Source organism: Vibrio sp. B1REV9 (assembly GCF_905175395.2).
Lineage (GTDB): Bacteria > Pseudomonadota > Gammaproteobacteria > Enterobacterales > Vibrionaceae > Vibrio > Vibrio alfacsensis.
Genome location: NZ_CAJIMW020000663.1, coordinates 21974 through 43465 on the forward strand (window position 1 = coordinate 21974; position 21492 = coordinate 43465).

The window sequence follows — 21492 nt, forward strand, 5'->3', positions numbered from 1 at the left end:
TTAGTCTTCATACAACCACTCATCAAACTCTTGATTGAGCTTGTCATTCGCTTTACGTTTGATGCGATCGGGATTGGTCATGTTCTTAACATTGTCGACTTTATTGGTGTACTTGCGCGTAGTTTGGTTCACTTCACGCTTCACCTGATTTTCCACATAAGTGCCATCGGTGATCTCCTTGATATTGCGCTTCGTGTGATTAATTGTGTTGGTAATACGATGCTTGTTGTGGTCGTAATTCCGCTTCATTTTTATCGACTCTTTCAGCACATTCGTCGCACCAACGGTTAAAGGGAGCAATGCCAATCCGACCAATAAGACTTTCTTCATGTTTTCATTTCACTTGCGATTCAATCTCATACCATTAGTACATCAAATCAATAAAATTCAAATGTCAGAAGATTAACAAAGCCTAACGTTGTCTTGATTATGAAACAGCACTAATTATTGTACTCGTTCCAACCACGCTGCCATTCCATACGGAACTTTTGCGCTTGGGGCGTACCTTCACATACTCCCTCGTAATACTGACCGGAGAGGCCCATTTGATAAGCAAAATCGGGATTACAATATTCCGCAACACCCTCAAGGTAACCTTGATCATAATCGCCTTGTTTAACATCCCCCAATGCACGTAGTTCTTTCACTGAACGTGACGTGTGGCCTGCAACGCCATCTTGGTAACCGACTTGATACCAATCACCAGACTGCGCCAATTCTTCCGTTGTTGCCGCACACCCAGCAAGTAAAACTAACGCCAACCCTAACGCTGCTTTTTTCATTGTTATTCCTTAACTGATTGTTTTAAAAACAAGCTTACCACTATTCTATTATCTTTACCGCTTATCTCATTGAAACAACCGTTGAGCATCAGCCACAACCACTAAATATCGAATACCACCACTCATACAGGGCACCTCTCCACTCAAGCAAACGTTAAAACCACTTAATCACCATAGCGACCACTCGTTTCTCTATTCGACCACTCACCCACTAAGCAAATGCACAGAACAACAGAGGCGAATACCATGCACCTTGAGATTTTAAAATTACTCTTTCAAACCATAACCCAAGGACTATTGTTATGATGTGGTTTTTAACCTGTGTCGCGGCCCTCATCGGCGGATACTTCATCTACGGCGCTTTCGTTGAGAAAGTTTTTGGCATCAACGAGAATCGTAAAACACCTGCGCATACTAAAGCGGATGGTGTTGATTACGTTCGCATGCCAACTAAAAAAGTTTACCTTGTTCAGCTACTTAACATTGCTGGTGTCGGCCCAATCTTCGGCCCAATCATGGGTGCGCTATACGGTCCTGCGGCAATGCTTTGGATTGTAGTTGGCTGTATCTTTGCAGGTGCCGTCCACGATTATTTCTCGGGCATGCTTTCTATTCGTAATGGCGGTGCTTCTGTACCAACTATTACGGGTCGCTACTTAGGTAATGGCGCAAAACACTTTATGAACATCTTTGCCATTGTCCTACTGCTTCTTGTTGGTGTGGTTTTTGTTTCTGCTCCTGCAGGCATGATCACGAACCTAATCAACGAACAAACCAGCCTAACCGTTAGTATGACGACGATGGTTGTATTAATTTTTGGTTACTACATTCTGGCGACTATCGTTCCTGTCGATAAAATCATTGGCCGTTTCTACCCTCTATTTGGTGCGCTACTGATCTTTATGTCTGTCGGCCTAATGACAGCGGTTGCTTTCTCTGGCGAGCATACGGTAATGAGTGATTTCCAAGTGAGTGATATGTTCACTAACTTGAACCCGAACGATATGCCTCTATGGCCTGCCCTGTTTATCACTATTGCATGTGGTGCGATCTCTGGCTTCCACGCGACTCAATCTCCTTTGATGGCACGTTGTATGGAAAACGAAAAAAATGGCCGTTTCGTTTTCTACGGAGCAATGATTGGTGAGGGTGTTATTGCCCTAATCTGGTGTGCTATCGCTCTGTCTTTCTTCGGTTCACTAGACGCGTTATCTGAAGCGGTGAAAAATGGTGGTCCTGGTAACGTGGTATACAGTGCATCATTTGGACTTCTTGGTACGTTTGGTGGCGTACTGGCTTTCCTTGGCGTAGTTATCTTACCAATCACATCGGGTGATACCGCGTTCCGCTCTAGCCGCTTGATCCTAGCTGAATACTTCAACATGGAACAAAAAACACTGCGTAACCGTCTACTTATGGCAGTACCTCTGTTCGTTATCGGCGGCATTCTCACACAAGTTGATTTCGGAATTATCTGGCGTTACTTCGGCTTTGCTAACCAAACTACAGCCGTCATGATGCTTTGGACTGCTTCAGCTTACCTACTACGTCATAACAAACTGCACTGGATTACAACAGTACCTGCAGTATTTATGACAACGGTGTGTGTGACGTTTATCCTCAACAACAGCACGCTAGGTTTTGGTCTGCCAATTCAAGTTTCAACTATCGCTGGGATCTTGTTCTCACTTGCAGTAGCAGGCTATGTAATCAAGACTTCTAAAGGTAAAGGGGAAACTGATCTGGCCGATGAAGACAAACCACAAGCAGCCTCAGAAACCGCATAATGCATATCGTTGCTCGCTAACCCATTCATTATTATGACTGGAAGAAACCAAGAGCCTGCACATCGCAGGCTCTTTTTGTTTCTCTTCTACGTTACAATAACCGCATCATTTTTAGGTTAGGTTCACTATGGAACTGGTCATTTCCCTATTACAGCAAATGTGTGTTTACTTAGTGCTGGCTTACATGCTGAGTAAAACACCGATCATTTTGCCACTACTGAGCATCTCTTCTCGTCTTAGTCATCGGCTTATTTGCTACGTACTCTTTTCTGGATTTTGTATCTTAGGCACCTACTTTGGCTTACAAATCAACGATGCAATCGCCAATACACGAGCCATTGGCGCGGTGATGGGCGGGCTGTTTGGAGGACCGGTTGTTGGCTTTGCCGTTGGTTTAACTGGCGGGATTCATCGCTATACCTTGGGTGGATTTACTGACCTAGCCTGCGCGATCTCTACAACCGCAGAGGGGTTAATTGGCGGCTTATTACATGTCTACTTAATCAAGCGCAACAAAGGAGCGATGCTGTTTAACCCTAGCGTGGTATTCAGCATTACCTTTATCGCCGAAATCGTACAAATGGCATTATTGCTCGCAGTAGCAAAACCATTCAGCCAAGCTTATGAACTTGTTTCAGCCATTGCAGCACCAATGATCATCGCCAACTCGGTCGGCGCCGCTTTGTTTATGAGTATCCTACAAGATCGTAAAACCATCTTTGAAAAGTACTCCGCCACATTCTCTCGACGAGCTCTGAGTATTGCTGATCGCTCAGTCGGTATTTTAAGTACCGGATTTAATAGTGAAAACGCCGATAAAATCGCTCGTATTATTTATGAAGAAACCAAGGTTGGTGCTGTTGCGATCACCGATCAACAAAAGATACTCGCATTCGTTGGTATTGGGGATGACCACCATAAGCCAAATACGCCGATCTCCTCGCAAAGTACGTTAGATTCAATGGAAAAAATGACATCATTTATCTCGATGGCAGCGAACATCCATATCAATGCTCTCTCGCAAAAGACTGTAAATTGGGCTCAGCGTTGATCATCCCATTACGCGCAGGCAAAGAGGTGGTGGGCACTATTAAGCTTTACGAGCCAAAACGAAAGCTTTTCTCAACCGCAAATATGTCCATGGCTGAGGGGATCGCTCAATTATTATCGAGCCAAATCCTATATGGGGATTACCAGCAACAGCAAGCATTGTTAGCTCAAGCAGAAATCAAACTACTGCACGCTCAGGTGAATCCGCACTTTCTGTTCAATGCGCTCAACACCATCAGTGCGATCACACGCCGTGACCCTGATAAAGCGCGAGAGTTGATTCAGAGCTTATCGCACTTCTTTCGCAGTAACTTGAAGCAAAATATCAATACCGTCACGCTCAAAGAGGAACTTGCGCATGTCAACGCTTACTTGAGCATAGAAAAAGCCCGCTTTACCGACCGCTTAGAAGTAGATATTAATATTGACCCAGAATTACTTGATATCAAGTTACCCAGCTTTACGTTACAACCTCTGGTAGAGAACGCGATAAAACATGGTATCTCCAATATGCTCGAGGGGGGGAAAGTGCAAATCTATAGCCGCACTCACCCACAAGGTTACCTCATTACCGTAGAAGACAACGCGGGCAGTTATAAAGCACCGCAAGAGAATCATTCTGGTTTGGGGATGGAAATTGTCGATAAACGGTTATCAAATCAATTTGGGCGTGATTCAGCGCTAAAAATTACTCATCAGCAGGACCAATTTACCAGAATGAGCTTTATCATTCCGTCTTTAAGCCGCGTACAATAAATTGAACACTAAGGTAGCCCTGGATGTTAACCGCCCTCATCATTGATGATGAACAATTTGCTCGTGAAGAGCTGGCAGAATTATTAAATGAAACTGGTCAAATTGATGTCATTGGCGATGCAGCTAACGCCATTGTCGGACTAAAAAAAATCAATGAACTAAAACCGGACGTAGTATTTCTCGACATACAAATGCCACAGGTTACTGGTATTGAGCTTTTAGGTATGCTTGATCCTGACACCATGCCATACGTGGTATTCGTCACTGCCTATGACCAATACGCAGTTCAGGCGTTTGAAGATAATGCCTTTGATTACCTGCTTAAACCCGTCGATCCATGTCGCCTCAATAAGACGGTGGCACGCCTCCACAAAGCTTTCAACCAATCGTCACTGACTCAACAACTCTCCAGTATTGCGCCTAATAGCTTGGATCAAATCCCTTGCATTGGACATAACCGCATTGTGATCATGTCTACCGAAACGGTCGAGTGTGCCTACAGTGACATCAGTGGTGTACATGTACGCTCTTTAAGCCAAACGGCCAGTACACAACTCACCCTCAAAACCATAGAAGAGAAAACTCCGCTAGTACGCTGTCATCGCCAGTACTTAGTCAGTATCAAGGCCATCAGTGAGATTAAGCTACTAGAAAATGGACTGGCAGAAATCATTACCAAAACAGGCTTTGAGATCCCTGTGAGCCGTCGTTACCTCAAAGTGCTTAAAGAAATGCTTGGCATTAGCCATTAATACCGTACGATAATCATTACTATTCGCTCATGAATGCTGTGCGATCATCAATACTGTCACTCTCATCAACACCAAGAACCAACCGAACAAAAAAGGCGACACCATGGTCGCCTCTCTTCTATTTAATTAAGCTGTATTAATCAACTTGCTTGATTTGTAGCTCTTTTGGTACTTCGAAGAACATGTTCTCTTCGCGGCCAAGAACTTCATCCACTGAGCGAGCACCGACCAACTCTTTGATGCGCTCAAGGATCTGATTTACCAACTCTTCAGGTGCCGATGCTCCAGCGGTCACTCCCACTTTAGATTTGCTTTCAAACCATTCTGGCTTAATGTCTTCAGGGCAATCCGTTAGGTAACCTGGCGTACCTAGCTTTTCAGCCAACTCTTTTAAGCGCGTTGAGTTTGAGGAATTCTTAGAGCCCACAACAATCATGACATCCACATCACTAGAAAGCTCACGCACGGCATCTTGACGATTTTGCGTTGCATAGCAGATGTCGTCTTTACGCGGGCCTTGAATGCCTGGAAATACACGGCGTAGCTCTTCAATCACATCCGCCGTTTCATCAACAGACAAAGTCGTTTGGCTTACATAGTGCAGATCCGATGGATCTTTCACGATCGATTTGAGCTTCTCGACATCGGCTGGCGTTTCCACAAGGTACATGCCACCCGTCTCGCTGGAGTACTGGCCCATAGTACCCTCCACTTCTGGGTGACCAGCATGACCAATCAGCACCACTTCCATATTACGACGGCTCGCACGCGCGACTTCCATATGTACTTTGGTTACCAGCGGACAGGTCGCATCAAACACCGTTAGATCACGAGACTTCGCTTCTTGGCGAACGGCTTGTGACACACCATGAGCGGAGAAAATCACAATGTTGTTGTCTGGCACTTCGCTTAACTCTTCAACAAAGATTGCCCCACGCTGCTTTAAGCCCTCGACGACAAAACGATTGTGCACGACTTCATGACGAACATAGATTGGTGGCTGATACATCTCTAGCGCACGTTCTACGATGCTAATCGCACGGTCAACACCAGCACAAAAACCACGTGGGTTAGCTAACAGGATTTTCATTTCATTGCTCATGGAAGTTATCTTTTATTTGGTTCGCTATTCTACTGACAAAATTTCGACTTCGAAAGTCACGTCTTGCCCCGCGAGTGGATGGTTAAAGTCCACCGTTACTGAATCTCCGGCAATTTCAGTAATGATCCCTGGAATTTCCATACCATCTGGGCCACTAAACGCCATGATCGTACCCACTTCCACTTCTGCATCGCCGACAAACTTGGTGCGTTCCATATGATGAATATGATCAGGGTTAGGCATGCCAAATGCATCTTCCGCTTTTAGTTCAATTGCCTTTTGCTCACCAGATTTCAAACCTAACAAACACTGCTCAAAGTTTACACTTAGGCTGCCATCCCCATCGCGAACTTCGCTGGTTTCCCCATATTATGCGTGCTGTCTGCAACCGACCCATCTTTCATCTTGATGGTGAAATGCAAAGTTACTGCCGAATCACTCTTTATTATTGTCACGTTACTGCTTCCTTGTTCTCGGGTTATCCAACGTTCTATTTAAAGTACACGCTGATTGGCTCCAACATAATAAAAAGCGCCGCCCGAATCAACGGACGGCGCCTAGGGTTATTCGCTATATCGCAAAAAGATTATGACTCAGCATCCTTTTTACGGAAACCATCAAGGATGATCATTGCCGCGCCGATAACAATTGCCATATCCGCTAAATTAAACGCAGGCCAGTGATAACTGCCCCAGAAAAAGTCTAGATAATCAACGACAAAACCATGTACAACACGGTCAAATACGTTACCGACAGCGCCACCAATGATCATAGCATACGCAATGTTATTCCACTTTTCTTTCGCAGGCAGTTTGCTCATCCAGTAAGTTAACAGGCCAGTCACGACAAAAGCAATGCCTGTAAAGAGCCATCGCTGCCAGCCCGCTTGATCGCTCAGAAAACTAAATGCTGCACCATAATTATGAACATACAATAAGTTAAAGAATGGCAGTACCTCAATACGGTTTGCCCACCCATAACCCATGTTATCCATCACTACCAACTTGATACTAATATCAGCAATAAAGATCAGAATCGCAAGCCATAACCAGCGAACTCCAGATTGCTTTAACGTCAGTGCTTTTTCACTCATTACTTTACCTACAAACAGCCCCAGTAAATACTGGGGCTGTCAATTTTAATAAAAGTTCAATCGCTCTAGGCAATTATGCGAATTTACGCTGTTCGCCTTCACCATCAACGTTAGACACACAACGACCACAAACTTTCTCGTGACCTTCGATTGTGCCTACATCAGCGGTATGGTGCCAACAACGGTCACACTTCTCGCCTTCTGCTGCTGTCACTTCAACGAACAAACCTTCAATGTCCGTTGCTTGTGCTGCGTCAGACTTCTCGCTTAGTGATTTCACTTTCGCGCCAGAAGTTAGCAATACGAAACGTAGTTCGTCTTCTAGTTTGTTGATTTTCGCAGCAAGTGCATCATCAGCAAATAGCGTCACTTCCGCTTGAAGGGCACCACCAATGATTTTCTCTTTACGAGCATCTTCTAGAAGTTTGTTCACTGCACCACGAACTGCTTGGATTTCAGTCCAGAATTCGTTGTTTAGCTCTTCGCCTTCAGCAAGACCAAATAGCCCATCGAACCATTCACCCGTAAATACAAACTTGTCACGGTTCTCTCCAGATGGAAGCAACGCTGGCATTTCGTTCCAAATTTCGTCTGCAGTAAACGACATAATTGGCGCCATCCAACGCACTAGTGCTTCTACAATGTAGTAAAGCGCAGTTTGACAGCTACGTTGAGCGTGGCCACCACGTTTTGCTGTGTACTGACGGTCTTTAATTACATCTAGGTAGAAAGAACCCATTTCGATTGAACAGAATTGCATCAAACGTTGAGTTACCGCGTGAATGTTGTATTCACCGTATGCTTTTACAATTTCTTCTTGTGCTGCTAGTGCACGACCAACTGCCCAGCGATCTAGTGCCACCATTTCCTCTGCAGGAACGATGTCTGTTGCAGGATTGAAGCCACTTAGGTTCGCAAGGAAGAAACGTGCTGTGTTACGGATACGACGGTACGCATCTGCGCTGCGTTTTAGGATTTCATCAGAAACCGCAACTTCACCAGTGTAGTCTGTAGAAGCAACCCATAGACGAAGAATGTCAGCACCTAGCTTGTTGGTTACGTCTTTTGGCGCAACCACGTTACCGATAGATTTCGACATCTTACGGCCGTGACCATCAACCACGAAACCGTGTGTTAGTACTTGTTTATAAGGCGCTTCGTCTTTCATCGCGATAGATGAAATGAGAGAAGACTGGAACCAACCACGGTGTTGGTCAGAACCTTCTAGGTATAGATCTGCACTATTGCCGTTGTACTCTTCACGAGCATCAACAACAGAGAAGTGTGTTACACCTGAATCGAACCATACATCTAACGTATCAAGTACTTTTTCGTACTGTTCTGCGTCGTCACCTAGCAATTCGACAGAATCAATATCCCACCATGCTTGGATGCCTTTTTCTTCCACTACCTGAGCCACTTTCTCGATGAGCTCTAGTGTATTTGGATGAAGTTCTGCTGTTTCTTTGTGAACAAACAGAGCAATTGGCACACCCCAAGTACGCTGGCGAGAGATACACCACTCAGGGCGACCTTCGATCATACCCTCGATACGGCTTTGACCCCACTCAGGCATCCACTCAACACTCTTGATAGACTCTAGTGCTTTAGCACGCAGGCCTGCTTGGTCCATCGATACGAACCATTGAGGTGTTGCACGGAAGATGATTGGAGTCTTATGACGCCAACAGTGTGGGTAGCTGTGCTCGTATGCGTGATGGTGTAGCAGTGCACCTTTTTCTTTTAGCACTTCTACGACTGCATCGTTCGCTTTAAATACGTGCTGACCAGCAAATAGCTCTGTATCAGGTAGGTAAACGCCGTTTGAGCCAACTGGGTTAGCTACTTCTAGGTTGTACTTGTTACCAACCGCGAAGTCTTCTTGACCGTGACCAGGTGCAGTGTGAACAACACCAGTACCTGAATCAGTCGTAACGTGATCACCAAGGATCGCCGGTACCGTGAAATCGTAGAATGGATGTTGGAACTGACAAAGTTCAAGATCCGCACCTTTCGCAAAACCTAGGTTGTGGAAGTGCTCAATACCTGCGCGATCCATTACGTCTTTCGCCAATTCAGCAGCAACGATGATGCGCTCAGCGTTGTCACCTTCTGTCTGGATAAGTACGTACTCTAGATCATCACGTAGACATACCGCACGGTTTGCTGGCAGTGTCCAAGGTGTTGTTGTCCAGATAACGATAGATACGTCACCTTGACCTTCATGACCTTCTGTCAGTTCAAACTTAGATAGCAGCGCTGCTTCGTCAGCCGCTTTAAAGCGAACGTCGATAGACGGTGATACTTTATCTTTGTATTCAACTTCCGCTTCAGCCAGTGCTGAACCACAATCTGTACACCAGTGAACAGGTTTGAAACCTTTCAATAGGTGGCCTTTGCTTGCGATCTTACCAAGTGCGCGAATGATGTTTGCTTCTGTTGCGAAATCCATAGTGCGGTATGGTTTGTCCCACTCGCCCATGATGCCAAGACGCTTAAAGCTCTCTTTTTGACCTTCAACTTGACCTGCCGCGTATTCACGACATTTTTCACGGAATTCAGCTGCCGTCACTTTTTGACCCGGCTTACCGACTTTCTTTTCTACCATCAATTCGATTGGTAGACCGTGACAGTCCCAGCCTGGGATGTATGGTGCGTCAAAACCTGAAAGTGTTTTGGATTTAATAATAATGTCTTTAAGAATCTTGTTTAGTGCGTGACCAATGTGAATGTCACCGTTCGCATAAGGAGGGCCATCGTGCAGTACGAATGACTTTTTGCCTTTCTTAGCTTTACGGATTTCACCGTAAAGATCTTCTTTGTACCAACGCTCAAGCATTTCTGGCTCACGATTGGCCAGGTTGCCGCGCATTGGAAACCCTGTTTCAGGTAAATTCAGGGTATCTTTATACTCACTCATCGATTCTTAATTCCGTTATATTGGGCGAAAATTAGACATTATGTTTCACGGTGGAATAAACCGCTCAACGCTTAAGCTGACGCAGCCACACCCTTGCTGCTTCAGCATCCAATTCAATCTGTTGTTTAAGTGCTTCAAACGACTCAAACTTTTGCTCATTTCTAAGTTTATGCAAAAGTTTTACTTCTAGCTGCTTGCCATACAAATTAGCATGAAAGTCGAATAAGTGTACTTCTAACTGCTGACGAACGCCATTTACTGTTGGTCTTTGACCAATGTTAGCGACGCCACCAATCGGCTTATCTCCTAAACCAAGCGCTTGAACAACATAAACTCCGGAAACCGGAGATACACAGCGCTTCAACGGAATATTTGCTGTCGGGAACCCTATGGTTCGACCTAACTTTCTTCCGTGTGAAACGCGCCCGCTGATGCTGTAATCTCTTCCAAGCATCTCTTGGGCAGAATGCAAATCATCACAAGCCAATGCTTTTCGAATAGCCGTGCTACTGACTCGTAATTGTTGCAAACAAAAGCTTTGGGTACTGACGACTTTAAAACCGTACTTTTCCCCCGCCTCTTGTAACATAGAAAAGCTTCCTGAGCGGCCCTTGCCGAAACAGAAATCATCACCTACGACAAGAAACTTAACACCCAATCGAACCACCAACAAGTCACGGATAAATTCCTCCGCGGTCAAATCGGCAAAATGACGATTGAAGTTAACGCAAAGCAAGCGATCTATGTCGAGCTTACTCAGCTGAACAAACTTATCTCGCAAGCGAGTCAACCTTGCTGGCGCTTTTTTTCGAGCAAACAGCTCCATTGGCTGAGGTTCAAAGGTCATCACAACCGATGGTAACGCAAGTTTCTTCGCTTGGTCAGACACTTGCTGCAATACTTGTTGATGGCCTCTATGTACGCCATCGAAATTGCCAATAGTCAACACACAACCATGATGCTGTGTCTTGATATTGTGAATGCCTCTGATCAGTTCCATTGGATACTGCTTTATGCCTCTGTTTAACTTTGCACTGTGTGAAACTGACGGATTATATACCAATCAACCTTATTCTGTCCCAGCTTTTAGGTCTTTAAAACGTATACCGAGTAAAAACACGACCGCGAGATAGACCGCAGCGCCCAGCGCAACCAGCATTCCTAATACGCCACTGCGATGAGCAAAACTCCAGTTTAACCATACGGACATGTCTTCAAGCTGCCACAAGATCGCAGCGACCATTGCGCCCCCAGCAATCACAAGGCGAGCAATAAATAAGACTGTACGTTTAGAGACTTGATACACACCAGCAATATGCAGCCCACGATACAACAGGGCCATATTCACAAATGCCGATAACGCCGTCGCGATAGCCAATCCAACATAACCGTAGAAATAGGCAAAAATAGCGTTAAAAACCATATTTGTTACCATCGCAACAATGCCGTACTTCACTGGTGTTTTGGTGTCTTGTCGTGAGTAGTAACCCGGCGCAAGCACTTTAATCAACATAAAGTTGAGCAAACCTGATGCATAGGCTAGTAACGAGAGAGACGCTTGATGAACATCTTGTGGTGAAAACTCACCACGCATAAACAGCACCATCAACATTGGTTTCGCAAGCACCATCAAACCAAGCATCGCTGGGATGCCTAGCAAAGTGACCATTCGCACCCCCCAATCCATCGTATCGGAGAAACCCTCACTGTGTGCATCTACGTGTTTACGTGACAATGCTGGCAAAATAACCGTCGCGATAGCAATACCAAAAAGACCTAATGGGAATTCCAACAAGCGATCTGAATAATACAACCAACTGATCGAACCGGTTTGTAGAAAGCTGGCAATAAAGGTATCGAACAACAAGTTGATTTGGCTGACCGAAACACCAAATAAAGCAGGAATCATTAGGGTACGGATCTTAACTACACCAGGATCGCGCCAACCCCATTTCGGTTTCACCATCACTCCCGCTTTAATAAGGAAAGGAATTTGGAATAGAAACTGAACCAAACCTCCAAGGAATACCCCTATCGCAAGGCCGATCTCAGGTTGTGACATTTGCGGTGAAATAAACCAAGCCGCAAAGATGATCATCACGTTGAGGAAAACAGGTGTAAAAGAAGAGACGGCAAACTTACCTAAAGTATTAAGAATGGCTCCGGATAACGCGACAAAAGTAATGAACCATAAATAAGGAAAGGTAATTTTTAGCATAACGCTGGCAAGCTCGAACTTCTCAGCCGATGGACCACCATTCATCCAATCAAGGAACCAACCAAAACCAAATAGCGCCGTAACCACACCTGAGCCAAGAACACCAAACAAAGTAACAATAGAGACAATGACCCCTAGTGTACCTGCGGCGCGAGCAATCAGTTCACGGGTTTTATCCATGTCACCTTGAGCATGACTTTCCGTTAATACGGGTACAAACGCTTGAGAAAATGCACCTTCTGCAAACAGTCGGCGTAGAAAGTTAGGGATCTTATTTGCAAAAAAGAAGACATCAGCACTCGCGCCTGCGCCCATTAAATTTGCAACCACTACATCACGAACTAAGCCTAGAACGCGAGATATTAATGTCATAGCACTGACGATCATGCCAGACTTGAGCAGTCGTTTACTCACTTTAACCTCGGTATATCACCATTAGATAACCAACCCTATTCCTCTAAGCCTTTGAAAGCTCCAAATCGGAGTTAAAAATATATCCGCTTATTGTTAGATCTAGCGGATAATTATTAGCATTGGTCTAAAAATACTGTTAGAATCCCCGCCATCTTAACCGCGATAACCTTTCTTACCAAAACTTGTTTTGGTTTCGATGGGTTTTTGCACAAATCATTTGACATTTAAGCGCAAATAGGGGATATTCCTCGCCCTTAAATTGTCATAGAAATAAGTTTTTGGGAGTTAGACCCTTGGCAAATAGTAAATCTGCTAAGAAGCGCGCTATCCAAGCTGAGAAACGTCGTCAGCACAATGCTAGCCGTCGCTCAATGATGCGTACTTACATGAAGAAAACTGTTGCTGCTATCGAAGCAGGCGACAAAGAAGCTGCAACTGCTGCATTCGCTGTAGTTACACCTATCCTAGACCGCATGGCGACTAAAGGCCTTGTTCACAAGAACAAAGCTGCACGTCATAAGTCTCGTTTCGCTGCACAAATCAAAGCTCTATAATAGAAATTTGATTTTACAGTGAAGAAAAAACCGGCTTTTGCCGGTTTTTTTATATCCAAATTTCACTCAACCTCAAACGTTCGGCACTAAAAAAGCCAGCAGTGCCAGCTTTTCACATTTCTCGAAGTCAAACATCTGCGTTTTCGCTTCAGTTTCTTTCCTATTAATTTTCTTTACAATAAAGCGCATGAAGCGTTTTAATGAGCGCTTTTACTTCATCACTTTTCAATGTGTAGTAGACCGTTTGTGCTTCTTTTCTTGTTGCAACTAACTCATCACGACGAAGCCATGCTAGATGCTGAGATAATGCAGACTGACTCAACGCTAACTTTGTACATAACTCCCCAACAGACAGCTCTTGGTTATGCAACATGCAAAGAATTTGTAAACGTCTTTCGTTCGCCATCGCTTTAAGTAATACGACAGCTTTCGCGGAGTTCTGCTCCATATCTTGTAAATTCATAGTTAGGCCTCTAGCGACAACGTACTTACCTTATTACTGGCTAGCTTGTTGTGTTGCAAGAATTTTATAATTTTGCCGATAGTAATCTATTTAAATAAGCAACGGAACGTGCTCATTCAAACATTTGACCAAAATCTGCATCACATACGTTCTTCACTGCGGGGTGTTGGATCATTCGTTCGGCAAAGATCACGTAATACTCTTCTTTTAAATCCTCGACATGTCCAAGTAGCTGCAAGCTGCAATCATCTTCTATCTCTGACATATAAACCGTTGGTGCTAAAAAGATCACGTCATCACGATAACGTGCAAATGCTTTCATTAACGCGACATCATCAAACTCGCCTAATACGTCCGGCTGTAAACCCTGTCTATCAAACCATTGCAGAACCTTACGTCCCATTGCCGTTCGGCTTCCTGGGATCAAGAGCTTCTTCTTCTCTAAAACTTCAGGAAATTTAGCATCGGGAACGTCTGAAGAGGCAAAAAAACTCATGCTACATTCACCTAACTTTTTGCTGTACAAGCCTGGGCTTTGTGTTGAATCGACAGGGCAATCAGAAAGGATCATATCCAACTTATGCTGAGAAAGTCGTTCTAAAAGTAATTCATGCGTCGACTCATAACAGCGCAAGTGAATGCTATTGTCTTCTGGAACCGTTGTCATGAGAACTTTACTGACCAAACGCTTTGAGAGTGCATCCGCGACACCCACTTCAAATAGGATATTAGAATGCTGACTATAATTGACGATATCGAGCATTTCATAGCTCAAACCAAACATACGATCTGCGTATTTAAAAACCAATTGCCCTAACTCTGTTGGCTCTACACTACGACCATTTCGCTTCGTCAACTTGCCTTTCATACGTTCTTCAAACGCTTTAATTTGTCCAGTCACCGTTTGTGGTGTCAAAAACAATGCTTCTGCAGCTTTAGTGACCGACCCTTGCTTGCAGACCATCCAGAAGTAATAGAGGTGATTATAATTTAAATGCGACATCGCCAATCCCTAAAAAGAAGATGACACTTTTTATATCAAATGTGACACCGACAAACAATAACCTCGGAAAAACCTTACACTTTTCACAAAAGAAACAATTTTTACCGAAAAAACAATTTTCAAGCTGTCATAAAACTTGAAGCAAAGCGCAGTTTTTTACTCTCAAAAAGAAAAACAACAATATTCAAATCAATAGTTAAACCCATTAAAAATCAACAATTTAACTTGCAAGTCTTTTTCAATAACGAATAACTATCAAAAAGAATAATAAAAATGTTCTATAGAAAGTGGACTGTAATATTACTGAAATATTTGTTCTCTAACATCGCCCTCAGTTTCAACAACAGACCAAATAAACGAACTGAAAGGTCCACGGAGAAAATTATGATGAACCAAGCTACTTCTACAGCAGCGCCGATTTCGAGTACGACTCGCTGGTTACGCTGGGCTAACTTGGCATTCATGTTATATCTGCTTCTTCTAGCAGTATCTATGGTTGGTAGCGGCTTTAAATGGGCGACTGGCGATCAAGCTAAAGTACTATTTGAATTTGCCTCTCACCCAATCGCAGGTCTAATGATCGGCTTGGTGGCGACGGCACTGATCCAATCGTCAAGTACCGTTACTTCTATTATTGTAGGTTTGGTTGCAGGTGGCTTACCTGTAGAAACCGCTATCCCTATGGTAATGGGCGCAAACATCGGTACAACAGTAACGAATACTCTTGTTTCGCTTGGCCACGTACGTTGTAAAGATGAATTCAAACGTGCATTTGCCAGCGCAACAATTCACGACTTCTTTAACCTACTTGCTGTTGCGATCTTCCTTCCTTTGGAAATGATGTTCGGCATTCTAGAAAAAGTATCTCATTGGCTGGTATCACCACTACTAAAAACAGGTGATATGAGCATGGGCGGTTTTGACTTCATCAAGCCAATCACGAAACCAGTAGTAAGCGCAATTAAAGAGCCACTATCTACGTTTGGTGACACTATGGGTGGTGTTGCACTAATCGCTCTAGGTATCGGTACTATCTTCGTCGCTATCACTGTAATGGGTAAGCTGATGAAGAGCCTAATGGTTGGTCGTGCACGTGACATCCTTAAGAACGCTATCGGTCGTGGTCCTATCCACGGTATCGTATCAGGCTCGGTAGTAACGGTACTTGTTCAGTCTTCTTCTACGACAACAAGTCTAATGGTTCCACTCGTTGGTTCAGGTGTTCTAAAAGTACGTGACATCTACCCGTTCACTCTAGGTGCAAACATCGGTACATGTATTACGGCTCTACTAGCAGCAACAGCGGTATCTGGCGAGTTCGCAGTATTCGCACTACAGATTGCTCTTGTACACCTAACGTTCAACATCTTAGCGACATTACTCATTTTTGGTATCCCGTTCTTACGTGAGATTCCAGTAAAATGCGCAGAGCTTATTTCTGAGATGGCAGTAAAGAACAAAGCCGTTGTAGCAGCTTACCTGCTAACGATTTTCCTAGTACTTCCTGGTTCAATCCTTGCGCTAACTGTATAACAGAAAGATTACCATCGCTTTACTCAAAAGCTCGCAACCTCGGTTGCGGGCTTTTTCTTTTTTGCACCTTCCACACCGTAACTCGGATCAACCAATCACCGTAAGTGAGCACATGTTCATCATTCATTAAAAACAACTACACCAATTTAGATATAAAAAAATGGGCTGCCCATTAAGGTCAGCCCATTCACTATTTTCGTGTTCGTTATACGGAAAACACTCGTTACACTGAAAACGGATATTGAATTGGATCGTGATGCTCGTAACCATCAACCCAAAAATCATCCAGTGTGACCCATGTTTCCAAATCTTCTAGCGATTTGATTTCCGGGTTGATATGGAACGTTGCGGCTTTCAAAGGCTCACGCTTCAACTGGATATCTCGCATTGGCGCTAACTGATCTTCATAGATGTGCGCATTAACAATCTTATGGTACGCCTGACCAGGTTTCTTACCCGTGATCTGCGCCATGATCGCTAAAAACACATAAACTTGAACCATATTAAAGTTCAGACCTAGTGGCACATCACAAGAGCGCTGCGTGCTGTTTAGGTACAGCGTGTCACCTAACAGTGAGAAGTGATGGCTGTACATACATGGACGTAAACACCCCATGTGGAATTCACCAGGGTTGTAGAAGTTTAGGATTTCACCACGGTCATCCACACCGCGCGTTAAATCATCCACAATCTTGCGCAGTTGATCGATGTGACCACCATCTGGCTTCGCCCATGAACGACCTTGAACGCCGTATACACGCCCCATATCGTCTTCACCTTTACGATGTGGATTGTTCAGCCATGCGTCATTTAAGTTTGCGTTCGCATCCCACGTTTTCGTACCAAGCTTACGGAAATCTTCTGCGTTATCGTAGCCACGAATGTAACCAAGCAACTCAGCGACTGCCGCTTTCCAAAAGCTCTTACGTGTCGTCACTAATGGGAATTGGTTGTTAGCAACATCGTAGGTCAAGTCAGCATTAACAACCGTAAGACAACGCTTACCTGTACGCTCGTTCTCAACCCAAATACCTTGGTCAACGATACGCTGACACAAATCTAAATACTGTTTCACACCAATTCCTTACTTCGTTTCTACTTTCGCTTTGTCTTGGTAAAGACCACGTTTGTATGCCCAAACCATCATCAAAATACCCAAAATGATCATTGGTGAAGATAGGATTTGTCCCATCGAAATATAACCACCAAATAAACCAAGTTGCGCATCAGGTTCACGGACAAACTCAATTAGGAAACGGAATGTACCATACCCAGCGAGGAATAACCCTGACACCGCCCCTAATGGGCGAGGCTTTTTGATAAACCAGTTCAAGATAAAGAATAGAACAATGCCCTCAAGGAACATCTCGTATAGTTGTGATGGGTGACGAGGAAGTGGACCACCGTTAGGGAAAATAATGGCCCATGGCACATCCGTCACGCGTCCCCATAGTTCACTGTTCATGAAGTTACCCAAACGGCCCATACCCAGCCCGAATGGCACGAGCGGAGCAACAAAATCGGCCACGCCAAAGAACGTACGACCGTTCTTATGTGCATACCAGAACATGGCAGTAATAACACCAAGTAACCCACCATGGAAAGACATGCCGCCGGTCCATACTTTAAACAGGTACAAAGGATCTGCTAAGAACAAATCAAAATTATAGAAAATGACATAGCCAACGCGGCCACCAATCACAACCCCTAGAAACCCTGCAAACAACAAGTCAGATACTTGCTCACGAGTCCAACCACTACCAGGCTTATCAGCACGTCGGTTTGCTAACCATAATGCAAACATAAAACCAATAAGGTACATCAAACCATACCAACGAACAGAAACAGGACCAATAGAGACTAAAACCGGGTCAATATTGGGAAATTCAAAGTATCCCTGAGACATAAATCATTCTCTTCTAATTACTAGTAAAACCAATATATCTAAGTAAGCTCAAGGTGCTTAATTCAGCAACAAAACCCTGAACCCTGCATCTTGAAGTCACTTAGCTACAAACTTAAAGCAGCATACTCGCTGCAACAAATATCAAGAATAGTGCGAATATCTTTTTCAATACCGCAGTTGGAAGGGTCGTCGCCAACTTTGCCCCCACTTTTGTCGTGAGCATTGAGGTCATTGCGATCGCGACAAGAGCAGGAAGATAGACATAACCGATACTGTACTCTGGCAAATTTTCTACGTTATAGCCGTGTAAAATGAAACCAATCATACCGGATATCGCAATCACACACCCACAGACAGAAGAAGACCCCACAGCTTTACGCATTTCAATACCATGCTTGTTCAAAAAAGGGACCGATAATGACCCGCCCCCAATTCCTGCAAGACTCGATACAACACCAATTCCCGTGCCATACATCATAGTAACTGGACTGCTCGGCATTGGCTTCGTACTTTTGGAGCGAATAGAACGAAACATTTGTAGCGCCAAAAACAGCACGATCACACCAAACACTTTCGGTAAATAATGGGTAGGAATAAACTCAGCAACGTTTGCGCCAACAAACCCGCCAATAATAACGCCAGGCATGAGCCATTTCACAACAAACATATCAACATTGCCGAGTTTAAGGTGATTCATCGCTGAAGAGCCTGAAGTCACAATAATGCTCGCAAGTGACGTTGCAAGAGCGATATGCATACTCATTTCGGTAGGGATGCCAGCAAAAGGCAGAAGATAAAGTAATGCAGGTACAACAATGAGACCACCGCCAATACCTAATAGGCCAGCCATGACACCAACAAAAGCGCCTAGCGCTAGCAACAACAAAAATAAAGAGATGGTCACGATTATTTACTTCTTACCAGCACGGATAAAGCCAGCAAAGCCTTGTTGAACAAAGAAATCATGCATCATCTGATGAATTTCTTCGCCATAAGAACATGACAGTGCTTGCTCGACGAGTTTTTCCAATTCTTCTTGTTGGCTATGGCGAATCAAGTATTTCACCTTAGCCACGTTTGCGGTATTCATACTCAAGCTGCGATAGCCCAAGCCCAATAGCAAGAGAGCGCCAAATGGATCGCCAGCTAACTCCCCACAAATACAAACGGGGACTTGATATTGTTCGCACACATCATGAATTTGCTTTAACGCCAACAGTACAGCGGGATGCATAGATTCATAGACATCGGCAACGCGAGAGTTGTTCCGATCGACCGCTAACAAATATTGTGTTAAATCGTTGGTGCCGACCGACACAAAGTCAACTCGATGTGCGATTGACGGCAGCAAATATATCATGGATGGGACTTCTATCATTACCCCAACCTTTGGTGCCTGAATACGAGCATCCAATAGCACGACTTCACTATAAGCCTGATTAATTAGTGTAACGGCATCATCAAGCTCTTTAATCCCCGAATCATAGGAAGCAGAATGCTCAAATTACCGCTGTCTGCGCTCGCTCTTAGCATCGCTCGCAATTGGATAAGAAAAATATCCGGATGATCCAAAGTAAAACGGATACCACGCCAACCAAGAAATGGGTTGTCTTCCTCTATTGGTAAGTAGGGTAACGGCTTATCACCACCAATATCCAAAGTGCGCATCACCACACGTTGTTCTGGGTAGCTATTCAATATGGCTTGGTACTGATGATACTGCTCATCTTCGGATGGAAAGTGATGCTGAAGTAAAAAAGCAATTTCAGTTCGATATAGCCCTACTCCATCAACGCCCTGGTTGATGGCAATATTGCTATCGGCACTTAAACCTGCATTCAGTAATATTTCAATATGACGCCGGTCTTGGGTTACTGCCGGTAACGCAAGGTCTTTATTGACCATCGCAAACAGCTCTGATTCTTCATTGACTAAGCTGCGGTATTCTCGCAAAAGTTGACGATTCGGTTCGAGAAACACCTCACCTGTATAGCCATCAACAATCCCTAGTTTACCCACGACGGCTTCAGTATTGAGAGGGGCTCCCATAATGGCAGGAACGCCTAACGCACGCGACAAAATAGCGGCGTGGGAATTTGCGGCCCCCTCTAACGAAACAACAGCAAGTAAATATTGCTTTGGAATAGAAGCTAATAGCGTTGCGGTGAGTTCATTCGCAACTAAAATCACAGGACGATCAATTGCGGAATGTTCTTGTTCACTATTGTGCAAAAAATACAACAGTCGCTGACCAAGTTCTTTGATGTCTTGTGCCCGTTCACGAAGATACACATCCGACATACGCGCAAAACGATTGGAGTACGTTTCAACGACTTGACGCAGCGCCCAGTCGGCTCGGTCACCTTTCTCTATCTGCTTTTTAAGATCGCCACGAAGCATTGGGTCATTGAGCAAGTGAGTAAACAGATCAAAGATTGCCAACGCATCTTTATTAATTTCACTATCCAGCTTTTTTCTCATGCGTCGAAAATCATTCAACGCTCGTTCCACGGCAACAGCTAGGAGCTCATGTTCGCGTTCTTTATCCAACGTAGATGCAGGAAATACATCATGCAAACAAGGCTGAGTATTATCAAACCAAAACTCACCAATGGCGACACCTGTTGATGCAGGCAAACCTTTTATAACGCGAGGCTTAGATGCTAATTGCCAATGACCTAGGTTTTGAGCATGTGCAATCAAAACGGCAAGCTGAGCAGATAAAGTCACAAGGAAAGACTCTTCCATCTCGCTAAACAAGCGCGGTGTTTTTTGTTGGATGACAAGAACACCTAACACTTTTTTACGGTAAATAATGGGCGTACCAAGGAATGAGTGATAGGCCTGCTCACCAAGTTGAGGGAAGAACTTAAAATCAGGGTGGGTGAAAGCTTCTGCAAGATTTAGTGGTTCTGCACTGCGCTTAACCAACCCCACTAAACCCTCATTAAAATCAATATGAATGCTCTTGCCTTCAAAAATAAGGCCTTGAGTTGCCATTAACTCAAGGCGCTGCATTTCTTCATTCGCAAGATAAATAGTACAACACTCAGTACAAAGGGCCGAGCAGGTCTCCTTTACTAAGATATCAAGAGCCAAGTGTACATCATCGACTCGGGAAACTTTTTCAACTATATCCCTTAGCTGACTAAGCATGTT

At 44.3% G+C, this 21492-nt stretch carries 16 protein-coding genes and 3 pseudogenes; 5 read left to right on the top strand and 14 right to left on the bottom strand.

Translation table 11 applies throughout. From position 1 onward, the window contains the following. On the bottom strand, positions 1-330 hold the full coding sequence (locus KHN78_RS04950) for a hypothetical protein (protein WP_211920060.1): 330 nt from the start codon (positions 328-330) through the stop codon (positions 1-3). A gap of 110 nt (positions 331-440) precedes the next feature. Further along, positions 441-782 carry a DUF2799 domain-containing protein gene (locus KHN78_RS04955; protein WP_128811600.1) on the bottom strand — a complete coding sequence of 114 codons (342 nt, stop codon included), beginning with the start codon at positions 780-782 and terminating at the stop codon, positions 441-443. A 302-nt stretch (positions 783-1084) separates the two neighbouring features. Between KHN78_RS04955 and KHN78_RS04960 the strand changes: the two genes are divergently transcribed. The 3 genes and pseudogenes from KHN78_RS04960 (at position 1085) to btsR (ending at position 5127) form a co-directional block, all read left to right on the top strand. After that, a complete protein-coding gene (locus KHN78_RS04960; protein ID WP_211920061.1) occupies positions 1085-2569 on the top strand; it encodes a carbon starvation protein A in 1485 nt (494 codons plus the stop codon). Between the two features lie 127 nt (positions 2570-2696). Beyond that, a pseudogene (locus KHN78_RS04965) lies at positions 2697-4375 on the top strand (LytS/YhcK type 5TM receptor domain-containing protein). Positions 4376-4398: 23 nt separating this feature from the next. After that, positions 4399-5127, top strand: a complete 729-nt coding sequence (btsR, locus tag KHN78_RS04970) for a two-component system response regulator BtsR (protein ID WP_211920062.1) — start codon at positions 4399-4401, stop codon at positions 5125-5127. Between the two features lie 136 nt (positions 5128-5263). On the opposite strand, the gene ispH is transcribed toward btsR, so the two are convergent. The 6 genes and pseudogenes from ispH to murJ form a co-directional block, all read right to left on the bottom strand. Then, positions 5264-6229, bottom strand: a complete 966-nt coding sequence (gene ispH, locus KHN78_RS04975) for a 4-hydroxy-3-methylbut-2-enyl diphosphate reductase (RefSeq protein WP_164837217.1) — start codon at positions 6227-6229, stop codon at positions 5264-5266. 24 nt (positions 6230-6253) lie between these two features. Next, positions 6254-6684 (bottom strand): annotated as a pseudogene (gene fkpB / locus KHN78_RS04980) (FKBP-type peptidyl-prolyl cis-trans isomerase). Positions 6685-6815: 131 nt separating this feature from the next. Then, positions 6816-7322, bottom strand: coding sequence for a signal peptidase II (gene lspA / locus KHN78_RS04985; RefSeq protein WP_128811606.1), 507 nt, complete (start codon positions 7320-7322; stop codon positions 6816-6818). A 73-nt stretch (positions 7323-7395) separates the two neighbouring features. Beyond that, on the bottom strand, positions 7396-10242 hold the full coding sequence (gene ileS / locus KHN78_RS04990; RefSeq protein ID WP_211920063.1) for an isoleucine--tRNA ligase: 2847 nt from the start codon (positions 10240-10242) through the stop codon (positions 7396-7398). Positions 10243-10306: 64 nt separating this feature from the next. After that, positions 10307-11242 (bottom strand): bifunctional riboflavin kinase/FAD synthetase, encoded by a 936-nt coding sequence (ribF, locus tag KHN78_RS04995; protein WP_211920064.1) that lies wholly within the window; start codon positions 11240-11242, stop codon positions 10307-10309. A 69-nt stretch (positions 11243-11311) separates the two neighbouring features. Beyond that, positions 11312-12874 carry a murein biosynthesis integral membrane protein MurJ gene (gene murJ, locus KHN78_RS05000; protein ID WP_211920065.1) on the bottom strand — a complete coding sequence of 521 codons (1563 nt, stop codon included), beginning with the start codon at positions 12872-12874 and terminating at the stop codon, positions 11312-11314. A 293-nt stretch (positions 12875-13167) separates the two neighbouring features. Here murJ and rpsT point away from each other — a divergent pair, with 293 nt between their 5' ends. After that, a complete protein-coding gene (rpsT, locus tag KHN78_RS05005) occupies positions 13168-13428 on the top strand; it encodes a 30S ribosomal protein S20 (protein WP_128811610.1) in 261 nt (86 codons plus the stop codon). Positions 13429-13591: 163 nt separating this feature from the next. On the opposite strand, the gene KHN78_RS05010 is transcribed toward rpsT, so the two are convergent. Next, the gene (locus KHN78_RS05010; RefSeq protein ID WP_211920066.1) at positions 13592-13891 is read right to left on the bottom strand and encodes an ArsR/SmtB family transcription factor; all 300 of its coding nucleotides are present in this window, start codon (positions 13889-13891) and stop codon (positions 13592-13594) included. 112 nt (positions 13892-14003) lie between these two features. Then, complete coding sequence (gene nhaR / locus KHN78_RS05015) at positions 14004-14894, bottom strand: transcriptional activator NhaR (protein ID WP_211920067.1); 891 nt, start codon at positions 14892-14894, stop codon at positions 14004-14006. Between the two features lie 387 nt (positions 14895-15281). On the opposite strand from nhaR, the gene KHN78_RS05020 reads away from it, so the two are divergent. Further along, a complete protein-coding gene (locus KHN78_RS05020) occupies positions 15282-16427 on the top strand; it encodes a Na/Pi symporter (protein ID WP_211920082.1) in 1146 nt (381 codons plus the stop codon). 223 nt (positions 16428-16650) lie between these two features. Here the strand turns inward: KHN78_RS05020 and KHN78_RS05025 are convergent, their stop codons facing one another. The 4 genes and pseudogenes from KHN78_RS05025 to ptsP form a co-directional block, all read right to left on the bottom strand. After that, on the bottom strand, positions 16651-17502 hold the full coding sequence (locus KHN78_RS05025) for a thymidylate synthase (protein WP_211920068.1): 852 nt from the start codon (positions 17500-17502) through the stop codon (positions 16651-16653). Positions 17503-17511: 9 nt separating this feature from the next. After that, positions 17512-18333 (bottom strand): prolipoprotein diacylglyceryl transferase, encoded by an 822-nt coding sequence (gene lgt, locus KHN78_RS05030; protein WP_128811615.1) that lies wholly within the window; start codon positions 18331-18333, stop codon positions 17512-17514. 112 nt (positions 18334-18445) lie between these two features. Next, positions 18446-19237, bottom strand: a complete 792-nt coding sequence (locus KHN78_RS05035) for a sulfite exporter TauE/SafE family protein (RefSeq protein ID WP_211920069.1) — start codon at positions 19235-19237, stop codon at positions 18446-18448. 6 nt (positions 19238-19243) lie between these two features. Further along, a pseudogene (ptsP, locus tag KHN78_RS05040) lies at positions 19244-21489 on the bottom strand (phosphoenolpyruvate--protein phosphotransferase). Between the last annotated feature and the right edge of the window lie 3 nt (positions 21490-21492).